Raw genomic sequence first — 14,063 nt, forward strand, 5'->3', positions numbered from 1 at the left:
CGCTGCGCTCCGGCAAGAATGACGCTTTAAATGCACCGCCATCAGTGCTTGTCAGCTGGGATGTCGGATTTCTCTGCAGGCTTGGCGGCAGCATCATCGCCACGCATGCCGTCCTTGAAACCACGCACCGCGTCGCCCAGATCCTTGCCCAGATTCGGCAGCTTTTTAGTGCCGAAAACCAGCACCACCACCACCAGCACGATCAGCCAGTGAATCAGACTCATGGAACCCATGTTAACCCCTTATTGAATCATCTGTTCCATCATGGTTTCGGCTTTTCCGCCCCCACCAAAGACATGCAGATGCAGATGAAATACAGATTGGCCACCTTTGTGACCCGTATTGATCAGTGTACGGAAGCCCTCACCCAGCCCTTGCTCGCGCGCGAGTTGCGGCGCAAGCGCAAGCAGCTTGCCCAGCAAGCCAGCATCGTCGGCGTTTGCTGCCAGAAGGGATTCGATATGGCGCTTGGGGACAATCAGAAAATGCACCTGCGCAACCGGATGAATGTCGTGGAACGCGATGACATCATCGTCCTCGTACACCTTGCGCGAGGGGATTTCACCTCGACCGATCTTGCAGAATATGCAGTTGTCACTCATCAAGCTACCTCTCGGGCATTCTTTTCATCGATGCCGGAAATTCCTTCACGGCGAGCCAGTTCTGCCAATACATCGTCCGGACCCAGGCCCTGATGCGCCAGCAGAACCATTGTGTGAAACCACAGATCTGCCACTTCGCGCACCAGATGCAGGCGATTGCCATCCTTGGCGGCCATGATGGTTTCCACGGCCTCCTCGCCTACTTTCTTCAGCACGCTATCAATCCCCTTCTGCAGCAGTCCCGCAGTGTATGAGGAGGATGGATCGGCAAGCTTACGGGTTTCCAGTGTATCGGCGAGACGATACAGCACATCGGTTTTGGCCATGAGCAGGGCTCCACGACTTTGGTGAACGATTATAAGAGAGGTTCGATTGCGGCGTGAAGCACAATTAATCGCACGCAATATAACCAAATTGGCAAAAAACGGAATTATTTATGCGGATTTGTATAAATAGCAGCAGGATCACACAATACCGGATCAACCACGCGCCACGCTCCGCCTTCCAGCCGACGGTAAAGGCAACTTTCGCGGCCAGTATGACAGGCGATGCCGCCTTGCTGCTTGATCTGCATCACGATCACATCACCATCGCAGTCGAGGCGCAGCTCACTGACTAATTGTGTGTGACCGGATTCTTCGCCTTTTCGCCACAGCTTCTGGCGTGAACGCGACCAGTAGTGTGCTACGCCAGTGTCAGCTGTCAGCTGCAGGGATTCACGATTCATCCACGCCACCATCAGCACGCGGTGCGTGGATTCATCCTGGGCAATGGCGCACACAAGACCTTGCGCATCCCAGCGCACTTCGTCGAGCCAGTTCTTACTATCGGAAATGCTCACAGCCGCACCTCGATGCCTTGCGCACGCATCAGTGCCTTCGCCTCACCAACGGTATGTTCGCCAAAATGGAAGATGCTGGCAGCAAGCACGGCATCTGCCTTGCCTCTGGTCACGCCATCGGCCAGATCCTGCAGTGATCCGACCCCGCCAGATGCAATCACCGGCACAGGAACCGCTTCGCTGACTGCGCGCGTTAGATCTAGATCGAATCCGGAACGGGTACCGTCGCGGTCCATGCTGGTGAGCAGAATCTCGCCAGCGCCACGGCGCGCCATTTCCTGCGCCCACTCAATCGCATCCAGCCCGGTTGGTTTGCGGCCACCGTGGGTAAACACTTCCCAGCGCAACGCTTCGCCGGGCGCACTGACACGACGTGCATCAATCGCTACCACAATGGCCTGGGAACCGAAATAGCACGCCGCTTCTTCAACCACTTCGGGGTTGCTGACAGCAGTTGTGTTGATACTGACTTTGTCCGCACCGGCTCGCAGCAGACGCTTGACGTCCGCCACCGCACGGACGCCACCACCGACGGTGAGCGGAATAAACACCTGCTCCGCTACTTGCTCGATGATGTGCAGGATGATATCGCGCTGATCCGAGCTGGCCGTGATATCAAGAAAAGTGAGTTCGTCCGCGCCCTGCTCATCATAGCGGCGGGCGATTTCGACGGGATCGCCGGCATCGCGCAGGTCGACAAAATTGACCCCTTTGACGACGCGGCCCGCCGTGACGTCAAGACAGGGGATGATGCGTTTGGCAAGCATGACTGCCCAATCGTGGTTGATACAAATTCTGCACGGCTACGACCGGAATCAGCCTCCGGCATCTGCCAGCGTCTGGGCAGCACCGAATTCAAGCGTGCCTTCGTAGATGGAGCGACCAGCAATGACGCCAGTCACGCCTTCATACTCGACCGCACACAGTGCCTTGATATCATCGAGATTATTGAGGCCGCCAGAGGCGATCACCGGAATCGTCAGCGCCTGCGCCAGTCGCACGGTTGCGTCGATATTCACGCCGGACAGCATGCCATCACGGCCGATATCGGTGTAAATCACTGATTCGACACCGTAATCTTCGAAGCGCTTGGCCAGATCAACCACGTCATGCTTGGTCACTTTGGACCAGCCATCCGTAGCAACTTTGCCGTCTTTGGCATCCAGCCCCACAATCACCGAGCCAGGGAAGGCATCACAGGCCTCGTGCAAAAAGCCGGGATTGGTTACCGCTGCCGTGCCGATAATCACGTAGCGCAATCCGGCATCGAGATAGCGCTCGATGGTTTCCAGATCGCGGATGCCGCCACCCAGCTGCACGGGAATCTCGCTACCGATCACGTCCATAATGGCGCGTACTGCATCGAGATTCTTGGGTTTGCCAGCAAAGGCGCCGTTAAGATCCACCAGATGCAGGCGGCGCGCACCGGCCTTGAGCCAGCGCTCGGCCATTTCGGCCGGATCGCCGAACACGTCGGCATCTTTCATCTCACCTTGTTTGAGGCGTACGCACTGACCGTCTTTCAGGTCGATAGCAGGAATGATCAGCATGATAGGAACGTCAGAGAGGATAAGTTGCGGGTCTTAACAGACACCGTCCCAGGTCACAAAATTGCGCAACAAGGCCAGACCCGCCCGGTGACTTTTTTCCGGATGAAACTGACATGCAAAAATATTAGCGCGCGCCATCGCCACTGAGAAGCGAAACGGGTATTCCGACCATCCGACCGTGACATTCTCGTCATGCGGACGCAGGAAATAGCTGTGCACAAAGTAAAAGCGATCGCCATCCGGGATATCCCGCCACAGCGGATGCTCGCCCTGATGCCAGACTTCGTTCCAGCCCATATGCGGGACTTTCAGGCGTTCGCCGTTTGCGCCCACCATCAGTTCATCAGGAAAACGAACCACGTCACCAGCCAGACACCCGAGTGCCGCCGTATCGCCACCCTCTTCGCTACGATCCAGCAATAATTGAGCACCCACACAGATACCGAGGAAGGGCTTGTCACGGGTGGCCTGCATGACTGCTTCGCGCAGCCCGCGCTGATCCAGTTCTGCCACACAGTCACGCATGGCGCCCTGCCCCGGGAAAACGACGTGATCGGCCCGACGAATAACCTCAGGGTCACTGGTTAGCAAGATTTCACGGTCGGGCGCCACGTGCGCCAGTGCTTTTTCTACCGAGCGCAGGTTACCCATACCGTAATCGACGATTGCAATGCTCATGATTCAGTCCGGTAGTCGATCAGGCGGTCAGTGTGCCCTTGGTGGAAGGCATGGCATCAAGTGCCCGCGGATCGAAGGCCACCGCCATGCGCAGGGCACGACCAAACGCCTTGAACACGGTTTCAGCCTGATGATGGGCATTCTGTCCGCGCAGATTATCGATATGCAGCGTGACCTTGGCGTGATTCACAAAACCATGGAAAAACTCGCTGAACAGATCGACATCAAATTGACCAATCGTAGCGCGCGTAAAAGGCAATTCGTATGTCAGCCCCGGTCGCCCTGAGAGGTCAAACACCACACGAGACAGGGCTTCATCAAGCGGCACATAGGCGTGTCCGTAACGAACGATCCCTTTCTTGTCGCCCACCGCTTGCGCAAAGGCCTGACCAAGGGTGATGCCCAGATCTTCCACGGTGTGATGTGCATCGATATGCAGATCGCCCACGGCGTGAATATCGAGATCAATCAGTCCGTGGCGGGCCACCTGATCCAGCATATGATCGAGAAACGGCAGGCCGGTTTCGCATGTGAAGCTGCCCGTGCCATCCAGATTGAGACTGACGGTGATCTGGGTTTCCAGCGTATTTCGCGTAACGGTTGCGGTGCGCATGATAAGTATGGCCTGAGTTAGACAGGAGCAAGCTGACGCTGGGCGATCCATTCACCCAGCACTGCCAGCACGCGGTCATTTTCTTCGGGGCTGCCAACCGTGAATCGCAGGCAACCGGACAGCATGGGATGTGCGCCATGCAGCTTTTTAATCAGGATATGCTGTGCTTTCAGCTCAGCGTAACACGCTTCTGCGTCTGCCATCTGCACCAGAATGAAATTGGCTTCGGACGGGTAGACTGTGAGACCCGGCATGGCAGACAGTGCCGTAAACAACCGGCTACGTTCCTGCCTGATCGTGGCCGCCTGTGCGTTAAACACGTCGATATGGTCGAGCAGAAAACTGGCTGCAGCCTGACTTAACACATTGATATTGTAGGGCAAGCGGACTTTATCGAAGTAGGTGAGCCAGTCCGGGTGCGCGGACATAAAGCCCAGGCGCAAACCGGCCAGTCCCAGCTTGGATAGAGTCCGCATCACCACCAGATTTGGATACTGTGGCAGGCGCGGCATGAAACTGTCGCTGGCGAAGGCATGATAGGCCTCATCTACCACCACCAGACCCGGAGCAGCTTCAATGATGCGGATCACATCTTCGGCTGCAAAGCGATTGCCAGTCGGATTATTGGGATAGGCCAGAAACACCAATGCTGGTTGCTTGGTAGCAATCTCGGCCAGCACAGCATCGACATCCAGCGAGAAGTCATCGCGCAACGGCACACCGGCATACTGCATGCCGACAAACCCGGCAATCATGCGGTACATCACAAAACTGGGCTCAACAGCCAATAGTGTCGCACCGGGCCTGGCCAGCGCCAGCGCAAGGATCTGAATGAGCTCGTCCGAGCCATTGCCCAGCATCACATCGTATCCGGCGGGTACACCCATGGCCTTGCACAGACGCGCACGCAGCACGTGAGCGGACGGGTCGGGATAGCGATTCAGCATCACCTCGGATAGACGCTGCCCGAGTTCGGACTTGAGCGCAGGAGGCAAACCATAGGGGTTTTCCATGGCGTCGAGCTTGATATAGCCCGATGCATCCGGCACATGATAGGCCGCAATGGCGTCGATTTCCGGGCGGCGAATGGGTTTCAATGCGTCAAACGTGTTCATGCCTCGCCCTCCAGTCGCAATGTTGCCGAACGGGCATGTGCGGGTAGTCCCTCGCCTTCAGCCAACAATGCGGCAATTCGGCCCAGGGTTTGCGATCCTTCGCGACTCACGGCGATGATGCTGCTGCGTTTCTGGAAATCGTAGACACCTAGTGGACTGGCAAAGCGCGCACTGCGGGAGGTCGGCAGCACGTGATTCGGGCCGGCGCAGTAGTCCCCCAGTGACTCGGAAGTGAAATGTCCCAGAAACACCGCACCGGCATGACGAATCTTGGCATGCAGCGCCCAAGGATCGGCGACAGACAGCTCCAGATGTTCCGGCGCAATGAGATTGGAGATGGCGCAGGCTTCGTCCAGATCGCGAACCTCGATCAGCGCGCCGCGATTGCCCAGCGACGCACGGATGATGTCCTGACGCGGCATGGTGGGCAGCAGGCGTTCGATACTGGCGGCAACTGCATCAATGTACGCGGCATCCGGACACAGCAGGATGCTCTGGGCGATTTCATCGTGCTCGGCCTGACTGAACAAGTCCATCGCCACCCAGTCCGGGTTGCAACTGCCATCGGCAATCACCAGAATTTCCGATGGGCCTGCCACCATATCAATGCCGACCACACCAAACACTGCACGCTTGGCTGCAGCCACATAGGCATTGCCCGGGCCGGTAATCTTGTCGACTTGCGAAATGGTATCCGTCCCATAAGCCAGCGCTGCCACTGCTTGGGCGCCACCAATGGTAAACACTCGATCAACGCCGGCTAAATGTGCAGCCGCCAGCACCAGATCATTGCGCTCGCCACCCGGTGTCGGCACCACCATGATGATTTCTTTGACGCCCGCGACTTTGGCCGGCATCACGTTCATCAATACCGTACTCGGATAAGCTGCCTTGCCTCCCGGCACGTACACGCCCACGCGATCAAGGGCGGTGACAGTCTGGCCGAGTACCGTGCCATCGTCTTCCTGATACTGCCAGCTCTTCAGCACCTGATGTTCGTGATAGCGGCGAATCCGCGCAGCCGCCGTTTCGAGCGCCTCGCGCACATCAGCCTGCAAGCGGTGAAAGGCAGCCTCAAGTTCTGCGGGCAACAGCGTCAGATCGGCCATGGTTTCCGCCTGAACGCGATCAAAGCGACGCGTGTAGTCCACCACTGCAGCATCGCTGCGCTGGCGGACGTCTTTCAGAATGGCCGCGACAGTCGCATCGACTTCAGGGCTCTGGGCGGTTTCAAAGGCGAGCAAAGCATCCAGGCTCGACGCAAAGTCGGCACTGCGGGTGGTGAGTCGTTTCATTATGCGGCTTCCGGTGTCGGGTTCGAGGCAAGTGCAAAGGCGTCAATAATGGGCTGGATCCGGTGTCGCTTCAGCTTCAGCGACGCCTGATTGACCACCAGACGCGAACTCACATCCAGCACATGCTCAACCGCCACCAGATGATTGGCTTTGAGAGTATTTCCGGTACTGACCAGATCGACGATGGCATCGGCCAGCCCGACCAGCGGCGCCAGCTCCATCGAGCCATAAAGCTTGATCAGATCGACGTGCACACCTTTGCGGGCAAAGTGTTCGCGGGCCGATTCGACATATTTCGTGGCAATCCGCAGACGCGCACCCTGACGCACTGCAGCGTGATAATCGTAGCCTTCGCGGACCGCCACCATCAGGCGGCACTTGGCAATTTCGAGATCGAGCGGCAGATAGAGTCCGTCGAGGCTCTGCTCTCGCAGCACATCGAAGCCGGCAATACCCAGATCGGCCGCACCATATCGAACATAGGTCGGCACATCGGTGGCGCGGACAATCACCAGACGGACGTCCGGGCGATTGGTGCCCAGAATCAGCTTGCGTGAAGACTCCGGCGCCTCCACCGGGATGATGCCAGCCGCAGCAAGCAAGGGTACCGTCTCTTCGAAGATCCGGCCTTTGGAAAGTGCAATCGTGATCATGATACAAAAAATTGGCAAATTAAAAGGTTTGCCACTTTTCCTAGCTTATCTGGTTTCGCTCATGCTGCATAGCACGATGCACTCATTCAAGCACTTTTTCCTGAGATACCTAAGCTAATGTCTCAATTGGATTTCTGCCAGAAAAAAAGTGATACCGCGCCGTCTCCTCCCTCAGAGCAGCAGATAGTGTCTCACCCTTGCGACAGTTCTACCACAGAGCATCTGTCATAAAAATTCAAAAATTCCCCATCAAATCAAAAATCTACAAAACCGTTCACACATTCCCTTTCAGGCAAAAAATGAAAATTATTTTTCATTAAAACACTTTATGAAAATTTTTTAACAATACGCATTGATCCCTCCCGGCACTCGCGATACATTGCTGTCAGATACAGGAAGTTTTGCTTCCCTTGACTGACAGCTGTTTGCGGATGCCCATGATGAGTACAAGCAATGACATGCAGGATCGACGCTCACCCGATATGAGTTTTGCCCAATCTCCGATGGGCAAGCAGCTTCAGGAGTTGCTGACTCAAGGCTCGGCCTCCAGTCGCCGGATAGCAGACTTCATGTTGCGCCACTTTGCACGCATGCCCGGACTGGGCATTGAAGAACTTGCGCAACAATGTGATGTGTCGGCAGCCACCATCAGCCGCTTTGCAAGGGAACTGGGTTTCAGCAATTACGCCGGCATGCGCAGCAAAATTGCCGAAATGGTGCAGAACGTATTTCTGCCCGTTGAAAAGCTGCGCAACTCCATTAAAAGCGGAGAATCGGCGGAGTCGCCCTCTGCAGCCAATCTGCAGTATGCCATTGCCAATATCGAGTCAGCTCGGCAAACAATGACAGATGAGCAGCTCTCACCCATCGTAGAGGCCATATGCAAGGCACAAACCGTCTATATCATGGGTTTCGGTCTCAGTGCACAGCTGGCCGGCCTGCTCGCCCTGCACCTGCAACCCTTCTGTCGCCATGTTGTTGAAGTGGCCGGACTGGGGGGAACCGAGGTCGCAGCCGGCCATCTGGCCAATATCGACGACAAAGATGCGCTGATCGTGCTGTCGTTCCCGCGCTATGGTCTGGACGTGGTCAGGTTAACCCGGTTTGCGCGCGACCGGGCTGCGCGCGTCATCACCATTACAGATTCAACTGCATCGCCACTGGCCACTTTGGCGGATCATGTGCTACTCGCTCCCAGTTCACATCCTGTACTGCCAAGCAGCCTGAGTGCTGCGGTGGCGGTTCTCGAAGGCATTGTCAGTGCCATCATGGTTTCCAACAAGGAAAACGTAGAGAAAGCCATGCGACTGACCGAGGCGATTTCCGCGTATCTCCATAGTCCGGACGAGCCAGGCCCGCCAATAGCGGCAAAGCGCACGCCCTCCTAAAACCATTCAGACCCCCCGACCACCATGATCAGGTGCCAACACGCACCTGAGGGGGATGCTTTGCCCGCGTTTTCATCGTTTCACCTTTAACCGCCCATTGATTTTGCCAAACCAACCGGAGTCAGGTCATGCATGCACGTAAACCGGCTTTCCAGCCCACCCCCAACACACTCGCCAGCGCCACCCTCTACGCACTGAGCTTGATGGCCGTTACTGGCATGACGACCGGTCAGGCCATTGCCGACGAGGAAACCAATCCGCTCCGGGTGCAGAAAATCGAAGTCACCGGCTCATCCATCAAACGTCTGGATGCTGAAAAAGCGCTACCTGTGCAGCGGATTAACCGTGAGGCCATCGAGAAGGCAGGTGTGACAACTGCCAGTGAACTGCTGGGCATGATCTCCGCCAATGCTGCCGCCCTCAGCGATGGCCAGAGCTTCAGCGATATCTCCGGCCAGCGCGGTTTCAACGGCGCCAATCTGCGCGGAATCGGCGTCTCGTCGACGCTGGTCTTGCTCAATGGTCGTCGTCTGGCCAACTTCGCCTCGCCCGGCGGCAATGCAGGCGTTGACCTGAATGCGATTCCTGCCTCGGCCATTACGCGAGTGGAAGTCCTCAAGGATGGTGCCTCGGCGATCTATGGTACGGATGCAGTGGGCGGTGTGATCAATTTCATCACCAAGGACAACTATCAGGGTGCCGAAATCAATGCCTATTTCGGGGACAGCCAGCACGGTGGCGCGGGTAAGCAGATCGTGACCCTGTCAGGTGGTGTGGGTGATCTGGAAAGTGATCGCTATAACCTGATGGCGGTGCTGGATTACCAGAAAACCAAGCCATTGCGCTCGACCCAGCGCGACTGGATCGGTTCGGCCTACCAGCCGGATATCAATCTCGATGTGGGCAGCTCGAATACCTTTCCGGCCAATGTCCGACGTACCAAGTCCAACGGGAGTGCCACCGGCCCCCGCCTGAATCCCTCCGCCCCAAAATGCAATCCGCCCGCGACCATTTATGCAGCAGATAGCTTTGTAGGCAGCAGCGCCTGTCTGTATGACTATATGCACGACACCGAAATCTTCCCGGAGTCAGACCGTCTTTCGCTCATTACACGCGGTCAGATGGCCCTGAGCAGCGACACGACGCTGTTCGCGGAAGCGCTGCAGAATGACACCCGGACAACTTACCGCATCAGTCCGTTGACCATCAGCAATCTGAATTACCCCTTGGGTGGGCCGTTCTACCCAACTCAGCTCATCACCAGCAACCAGACGCCCCTGCGGGTCAACATGCGTCTGAGCGAGGCCGGTCCGCGAACCAATAAAGTCGATGCACTCGCACAACGGCTGCTGTTGGGCATAAAGAGCCATCTGGGCGAGTGGGATGTGGACGCTGCAGTCAATCACAGCACCAATACGGTCGATGATAACTACATCGACGGTTACGTCAAAACGTCTGCCTTCGATTCGGCTTTCAAGGCTGGCAAGATCAACCCCTTCGGCCCCTCGGGGATAGAGGGCAAGGCGTTGCTCGAGGCTGCAAAAATCAACGATGCAGCACGCCATGCCAAGGGCAACAGCAATACAATCGAAATCAAGGGTAGCCGCGATTTGTTTGAGCTGGCGGGCGGCACAGCCGGCGTGGCGCTCGGGGCTGAATACCGCAAGGAAGAGATGGCATTCACGCCGTCAGCATTACTGGAGCAAGGCGAAATTCGCGGGGATGGTGCCGCAACGGCATTCTCCGGGGACCGCAAAGTCAGCGCGCTGTATGCCGAACTCAACTTGCCGCTGCTGAAAACACTGGAAATTCAAACTGCGCTGCGCCGTGATCACTATAGCGACTTCGGGAGCACGCTGAATCCCAAGCTCGGTGTACGTTGGACGCCCCTGCCGGAATTAATGGTTCGCAGTAGTTATGGCACGGGCTTCCGTGCGCCATCACTGGCAGATCTTTATACACCGCCACGTATCGGACAAACCAACGGTATCTATAACGATCCGCTGGGCTGCATCAAGACCGCGACACTCGACAATACCGACAACCCGGACTATTGCGGCCTGCAGCCGGACAAGCTGACAGGTGGCCGGGATGGCCTGCAGCCGGAAGAATCCAAACAATTCTCCTTCGGCATCGTCCTCGAACCTGGCAAAGGCTTTAGTACCACGCTCGACTACTGGCGCATCAAGAAATCGAACGTGATCGTGGCGCCGGAAGGTTCGCTCTTCGACGATCCAGTACGCAATGCCGCCTATATCACGCGTGATACCCCCGATCCGGCGCTGCCTGGCATTCCGGGACGCATCCTCTCGGTGGATTCGCGCCTGCGCAATATTGGCTCGCTGAAAACATCCGGGATCGATCTGGGTGCGGACTGGAAACTGCCTGCCACCGATGTCGGCCGGTTCGCGGTGTCGCTCAATGGCACCTATGTAATCGACTATGTGAGCCAGGAAGCCGATGGTGGGCCGGAGATCAACGGTGTCGGTGTGTTTGCCAACGATCAGGTGGTGCAGCGCTGGCGGCATAGTCTGGCCTTCAATTTCGATCGCGGACCGCTGGGACTCACTATGCAGCAAACCTATTACCACGGCTACAAGGACCAGAATCCGATGCCGGACGGTTCGCCGCGCCGGCTGGAGGCCTACCAACTGTGGGACTTGAGTGGCAGCTACCGCGTGTCCCGTGCACTGCGTCTGCGCGTGGGCGTAAAGAACCTGTTTGACCAGAACCCGCCGCGATCCAATCAGGTCTACCACTTTATCGCCGGATACGATCCAAGCTATACCGATCCGCGTGGCAGATATGTTTATGGTTCGGTCAGTTACGCATTCAAGTAATCCCGAGCATGTAGAGGTGCGTCAGCGCTTGGTGCCATTTGCTGCTCGCTGACGCAGATCAGAGGAGGAATGCTCTTGCAGAAACTGTTACAGCCTTTTCACCGCTGGCGCCTTGCTCTGCTGCTCCTGACTGCACTAAGCAGTCCTGGCGTGCAGGCAGAGGAGAACGATGCAATCAAAGGAACGCTGGTCATCATTGGGGGGGCATTACGCAACGATAATCGCGAAGTTTGGTCGCGTATTGTCGATGCCGCCGGCGGCAGGCACGCACGGATCGCCGTTATCCCGGCCGCGTCAGGCGACCCTGAAGCGGCTGGCAAGAAAGCAGCCGTCCGGCTGCAAGCCTATGGCGCAGATGCCTTTGTCGTGCCGCTCTCTATTCGCTCGAAAACCCACCGTGCCCAGGATATTGCCAGCAGCAAATATTGGGCCGAACAGATCCGCCGGGCAAACGGCGTGTATTTCACTGGAGGCGATCAGGGTCGGATCACGGCAGCGCTGCGCACCACCGATGGCGGCAACAGCCCCATGCTGGATGCCATCTGGCAGATTTACCGGCGTGGCGGGGTCATCGCGGGGAGTAGCGCGGGCGCAGCCATCATGAGTACCACGATGTTCTTCGATGCGATGCCGACATTCGACATGCTGAAAAACGGCGTACAAAAGGGAAAAGAGATCAGCGCCGGACTCGGCTTTATTGGACCGGGGGTATTTATCGACCAGCATCTAATCATACGCGGGCGATTCGCGCGCATGATTCCGGCGATGCAACAAGCAGGCTACACACTAGGGCTCGGCATCGATGAAAATACCGCACTGGTTGTACGTGAGCGCGAGCACGTCGAAATTGTCGGTTATAAAGGTGCCATCCTGATCGACTTGTCTACCGCCACCTCCGACTCCACGCGAAGGGAATTCAATATCAGCAGGGTTCGTCTGAGCTATCTGGACAGCGGCGACCGGTTCAATCTCTCAACCGGCCAGCTCACCCCGGCCGCAGACAAATTGCAGCATCCGCTTGATCCTGATAAACCCTATTTTCACGGTGCACGCTTTTATCCGGATATTCTCGGCAATACCACGCTGACCGACCTGATGTTCGAACTGATCGACAGTGACCAGCATGAAGCGATCGGCCTGGCCTTTGATCATTCAAAGCTAAGGGAACAAGGAAACGGGTTTGAATTCCGCTTTTACAAGACGCCGGACAGCATCGGATATTTTTCCAGCACCAACGGACACGAATCCTATTCAATCTCGCGCCTGGCACTGGATATACGCCCGGTTCAGATGAATGCGCCACTCTATCAGTGAGACACCATCGGTCCCCCAGCCGATTTTGCCATCTAACAGACACGATTGTTATGCATATTCAAGAACATCCGCTGCTCCCCGGTAGCGCCGGCCATCAACGACTACTGCATTCCCTGCACTTCGGTAGCAGGCAGACACCGCAGAAGGTCTATATTCAGGCATCGCTGCATGCAGACGAAATCCCCGGCATGCTGGTCGCCCAGCACTTGCGGCAACACCTGACGGCACTCGAGTCCGCTGGCGCAATTTCGGGCGAGATTGTTCTGGTGCCAGTCGCCAATCCAATCGGCCTGAGTCAGGAGATTCAGGGCGTTGCTTTTGGGCGCTTCGACCTGAGCACCGGCATCAACTTCAATCGTGGCTATCGTCACCTGACGCCCGAGTTGCCCGCCCGGCTGGATGCACTGATTGGCCATTCCGCCCGCGACAATACGCGCATCATCCGGCATGCCTGCCATAGTCTCCTCAGTGAGGCACGGCCTGCTACCGAATCGGAACAGCTCAAACATCTGCTGCAAACGCTGTCGATCGACGCCGACATTGTGCTTGATCTGCATTGCGACAATCAGGCCAGCGTGCACCTCTACGCGGGTACACCTTTGCAGTCGCGCGCCATGCCACTAGCACGCTATCTCGGTGCCGAGGCCATACTGGTATCACGCGAGTCCGGCGATGATCCGTTTGATGAAACCTTGTCACGGACCTGGTGGGAACTCGCGGAGCACTATGCCGGACGCTTTCCGGTTGAACTGGACTGCCTGGCTTTAACGGTTGAATTGCGGGGCGAGGCGGACGTTACACACACATTTGCTGCGCGTGATGCAGCAGCCATCATCGAATTTCTGAAGCACGAAGGGCATGTCCAGGGACAAGCAGCACCTTTGCCTGCCGCTCGCTGCGAAGCGACGCCGCTCGAAGGAGTCGAACCCCTGGTCGCACCGCATCCCGGCATCGTGGTATTTCATCGAGAAACCGGCGAACAGATCAATGCCGGCGAACAGGTTGCCGAGCTGATCGACCCGCTCACAGGACATTCGACGCCGGTGCTCGCCAGTGTTTCCGGTGTGCTGTTCGCACGGGTTGCGCGACGGTATGCCAGTCGCGGCATGCGCCTCGCCAAAATTGCAGGAAAAACGGCCTATCGCAGCGGCAAGCTGCTTTCTATGTAGATTTG

Annotated in this window: 15 protein-coding genes; 4 read left to right on the plus strand and 11 right to left on the minus strand. The window is 57.0% G+C overall.

Annotated elements, in window-relative coordinates; genetic code table 11:
- Nucleotides 1–41 precede the first annotated feature (41 nt).
- The 11 genes from tatA to KSF73_02140 form a co-directional block, all read right to left on the minus strand.
- Nucleotides 42–233, minus strand: a complete 192-nt coding sequence (gene tatA, locus KSF73_02090) for a Sec-independent protein translocase subunit TatA (GenBank protein MBV1774498.1) — start codon at nucleotides 231–233, stop codon at nucleotides 42–44.
- Nucleotides 234–242: 9 nt separating this feature from the next.
- Entirely contained in the window at nucleotides 243–602 is a 360-nt protein-coding gene (locus KSF73_02095) for a histidine triad nucleotide-binding protein (GenBank protein ID MBV1774499.1), read from the minus strand.
- Complete coding sequence (locus tag KSF73_02100) at nucleotides 602–928, minus strand: phosphoribosyl-ATP diphosphatase (protein ID MBV1774500.1); 327 nt, start codon at nucleotides 926–928, stop codon at nucleotides 602–604. Before KSF73_02100 ends, KSF73_02095 begins: the two co-directional genes overlap by 1 nt.
- 104 nt (nucleotides 929–1,032) lie before the next feature.
- Complete coding sequence (gene hisI / locus KSF73_02105; protein MBV1774501.1) at nucleotides 1,033–1,437, minus strand: phosphoribosyl-AMP cyclohydrolase; 405 nt, start codon at nucleotides 1,435–1,437, stop codon at nucleotides 1,033–1,035.
- A 2-nt stretch (nucleotides 1,438–1,439) separates the two neighbouring features.
- Nucleotides 1,440–2,210: an imidazole glycerol phosphate synthase subunit HisF gene (hisF, locus tag KSF73_02110; protein MBV1774502.1), complete on the minus strand. Its 771-nt coding sequence runs from the start codon at nucleotides 2,208–2,210 to the stop codon at nucleotides 1,440–1,442.
- A 48-nt stretch (nucleotides 2,211–2,258) separates the two neighbouring features.
- Nucleotides 2,259–2,993, minus strand: a complete 735-nt coding sequence (hisA, locus tag KSF73_02115) for a 1-(5-phosphoribosyl)-5-[(5-phosphoribosylamino)methylideneamino]imidazole-4-carboxamide isomerase (protein MBV1774503.1) — start codon at nucleotides 2,991–2,993, stop codon at nucleotides 2,259–2,261.
- A gap of 33 nt (nucleotides 2,994–3,026) precedes the next feature.
- On the minus strand, nucleotides 3,027–3,674 hold the full coding sequence (gene hisH / locus KSF73_02120) for an imidazole glycerol phosphate synthase subunit HisH (GenBank protein MBV1774504.1): 648 nt from the start codon (nucleotides 3,672–3,674) through the stop codon (nucleotides 3,027–3,029).
- A gap of 16 nt (nucleotides 3,675–3,690) precedes the next feature.
- The gene (gene hisB / locus KSF73_02125) at nucleotides 3,691–4,284 is read right to left on the minus strand and encodes an imidazoleglycerol-phosphate dehydratase HisB (protein MBV1774505.1); all 594 of its coding nucleotides are present in this window, start codon (nucleotides 4,282–4,284) and stop codon (nucleotides 3,691–3,693) included.
- A 17-nt stretch (nucleotides 4,285–4,301) separates the two neighbouring features.
- Complete coding sequence (hisC, locus tag KSF73_02130; GenBank protein MBV1774506.1) at nucleotides 4,302–5,399, minus strand: histidinol-phosphate transaminase; 1,098 nt, start codon at nucleotides 5,397–5,399, stop codon at nucleotides 4,302–4,304.
- The gene (gene hisD / locus KSF73_02135; protein ID MBV1774507.1) at nucleotides 5,396–6,694 is read right to left on the minus strand and encodes a histidinol dehydrogenase; all 1,299 of its coding nucleotides are present in this window, start codon (nucleotides 6,692–6,694) and stop codon (nucleotides 5,396–5,398) included. Before hisD ends, hisC begins: the two co-directional genes overlap by 4 nt.
- Nucleotides 6,694–7,347 carry an ATP phosphoribosyltransferase gene (locus KSF73_02140; protein ID MBV1774508.1) on the minus strand — a complete coding sequence of 218 codons (654 nt, stop codon included), beginning with the start codon at nucleotides 7,345–7,347 and terminating at the stop codon, nucleotides 6,694–6,696. The genes hisD and KSF73_02140 overlap by 1 nt, the downstream gene beginning before the upstream one ends.
- A gap of 482 nt (nucleotides 7,348–7,829) precedes the next feature.
- Here KSF73_02140 and KSF73_02145 point away from each other — a divergent pair, with 482 nt between their 5' ends.
- The 4 genes from KSF73_02145 to KSF73_02160 all read left to right on the plus strand — a co-directional run bounded on the left by KSF73_02145 (nucleotide 7,830) and on the right by KSF73_02160 (nucleotide 14,058).
- Complete coding sequence (locus KSF73_02145) at nucleotides 7,830–8,735, plus strand: MurR/RpiR family transcriptional regulator (GenBank protein ID MBV1774509.1); 906 nt, start codon at nucleotides 7,830–7,832, stop codon at nucleotides 8,733–8,735.
- A gap of 128 nt (nucleotides 8,736–8,863) precedes the next feature.
- Nucleotides 8,864–11,575, plus strand: a complete 2,712-nt coding sequence (locus KSF73_02150) for a TonB-dependent receptor (GenBank protein MBV1774510.1) — start codon at nucleotides 8,864–8,866, stop codon at nucleotides 11,573–11,575.
- Between the two features lie 69 nt (nucleotides 11,576–11,644).
- Entirely contained in the window at nucleotides 11,645–12,889 is a 1,245-nt protein-coding gene (locus tag KSF73_02155) for a cyanophycinase (GenBank protein MBV1774511.1), read from the plus strand.
- Nucleotides 12,890–12,939: 50 nt separating this feature from the next.
- Nucleotides 12,940–14,058, plus strand: coding sequence for a succinylglutamate desuccinylase/aspartoacylase family protein (locus KSF73_02160; GenBank protein ID MBV1774512.1), 1,119 nt, complete (start codon nucleotides 12,940–12,942; stop codon nucleotides 14,056–14,058).
- The last annotated feature ends 5 nt before the right edge of the window (nucleotides 14,059–14,063 follow it).

The sequence above is a fragment of the Burkholderiaceae bacterium DAT-1 genome, assembly GCA_019084025.1.
GTDB lineage: Bacteria > Pseudomonadota > Gammaproteobacteria > Burkholderiales > Chitinimonadaceae > DAT-1.

Excerpts from the sequence above, each read along its gene's own strand:
- hisD (MBV1774507.1), bottom strand. The coding sequence starts at position 6,694 with ATGAAACGACTCACCACCCGCAGTGCCGACTTTGCGTCGAGCCTGGAT.
- KSF73_02150 (MBV1774510.1), top strand. The coding sequence starts at position 8,864 with ATGCATGCACGTAAACCGGCTTTCCAGCCCACCCCCAACACACTCGCC.
- hisC (MBV1774506.1), bottom strand. The coding sequence starts at position 5,399 with ATGAACACGTTTGACGCATTGAAACCCATTCGCCGCCCGGAAATCGAC.
- tatA (MBV1774498.1), bottom strand. The coding sequence starts at position 233 with ATGGGTTCCATGAGTCTGATTCACTGGCTGATCGTGCTGGTGGTGGTG.
- KSF73_02145 (MBV1774509.1), top strand. The coding sequence starts at position 7,830 with ATGAGTTTTGCCCAATCTCCGATGGGCAAGCAGCTTCAGGAGTTGCTG.
- KSF73_02095 (MBV1774499.1), bottom strand. The coding sequence starts at position 602 with ATGAGTGACAACTGCATATTCTGCAAGATCGGTCGAGGTGAAATCCCC.
- hisA (MBV1774503.1), bottom strand. The coding sequence starts at position 2,993 with ATGCTGATCATTCCTGCTATCGACCTGAAAGACGGTCAGTGCGTACGC.
- KSF73_02160 (MBV1774512.1), top strand. The coding sequence starts at position 12,940 with ATGCATATTCAAGAACATCCGCTGCTCCCCGGTAGCGCCGGCCATCAA.
- KSF73_02155 (MBV1774511.1), top strand. The coding sequence starts at position 11,645 with ATGCTCTTGCAGAAACTGTTACAGCCTTTTCACCGCTGGCGCCTTGCT.
- hisF (MBV1774502.1), bottom strand. The coding sequence starts at position 2,210 with ATGCTTGCCAAACGCATCATCCCCTGTCTTGACGTCACGGCGGGCCGC.
- KSF73_02100 (MBV1774500.1), bottom strand. The coding sequence starts at position 928 with ATGGCCAAAACCGATGTGCTGTATCGTCTCGCCGATACACTGGAAACC.
- hisB (MBV1774505.1), bottom strand. The coding sequence starts at position 4,284 with ATGCGCACCGCAACCGTTACGCGAAATACGCTGGAAACCCAGATCACC.
- KSF73_02140 (MBV1774508.1), bottom strand. The coding sequence starts at position 7,347 with ATGATCACGATTGCACTTTCCAAAGGCCGGATCTTCGAAGAGACGGTA.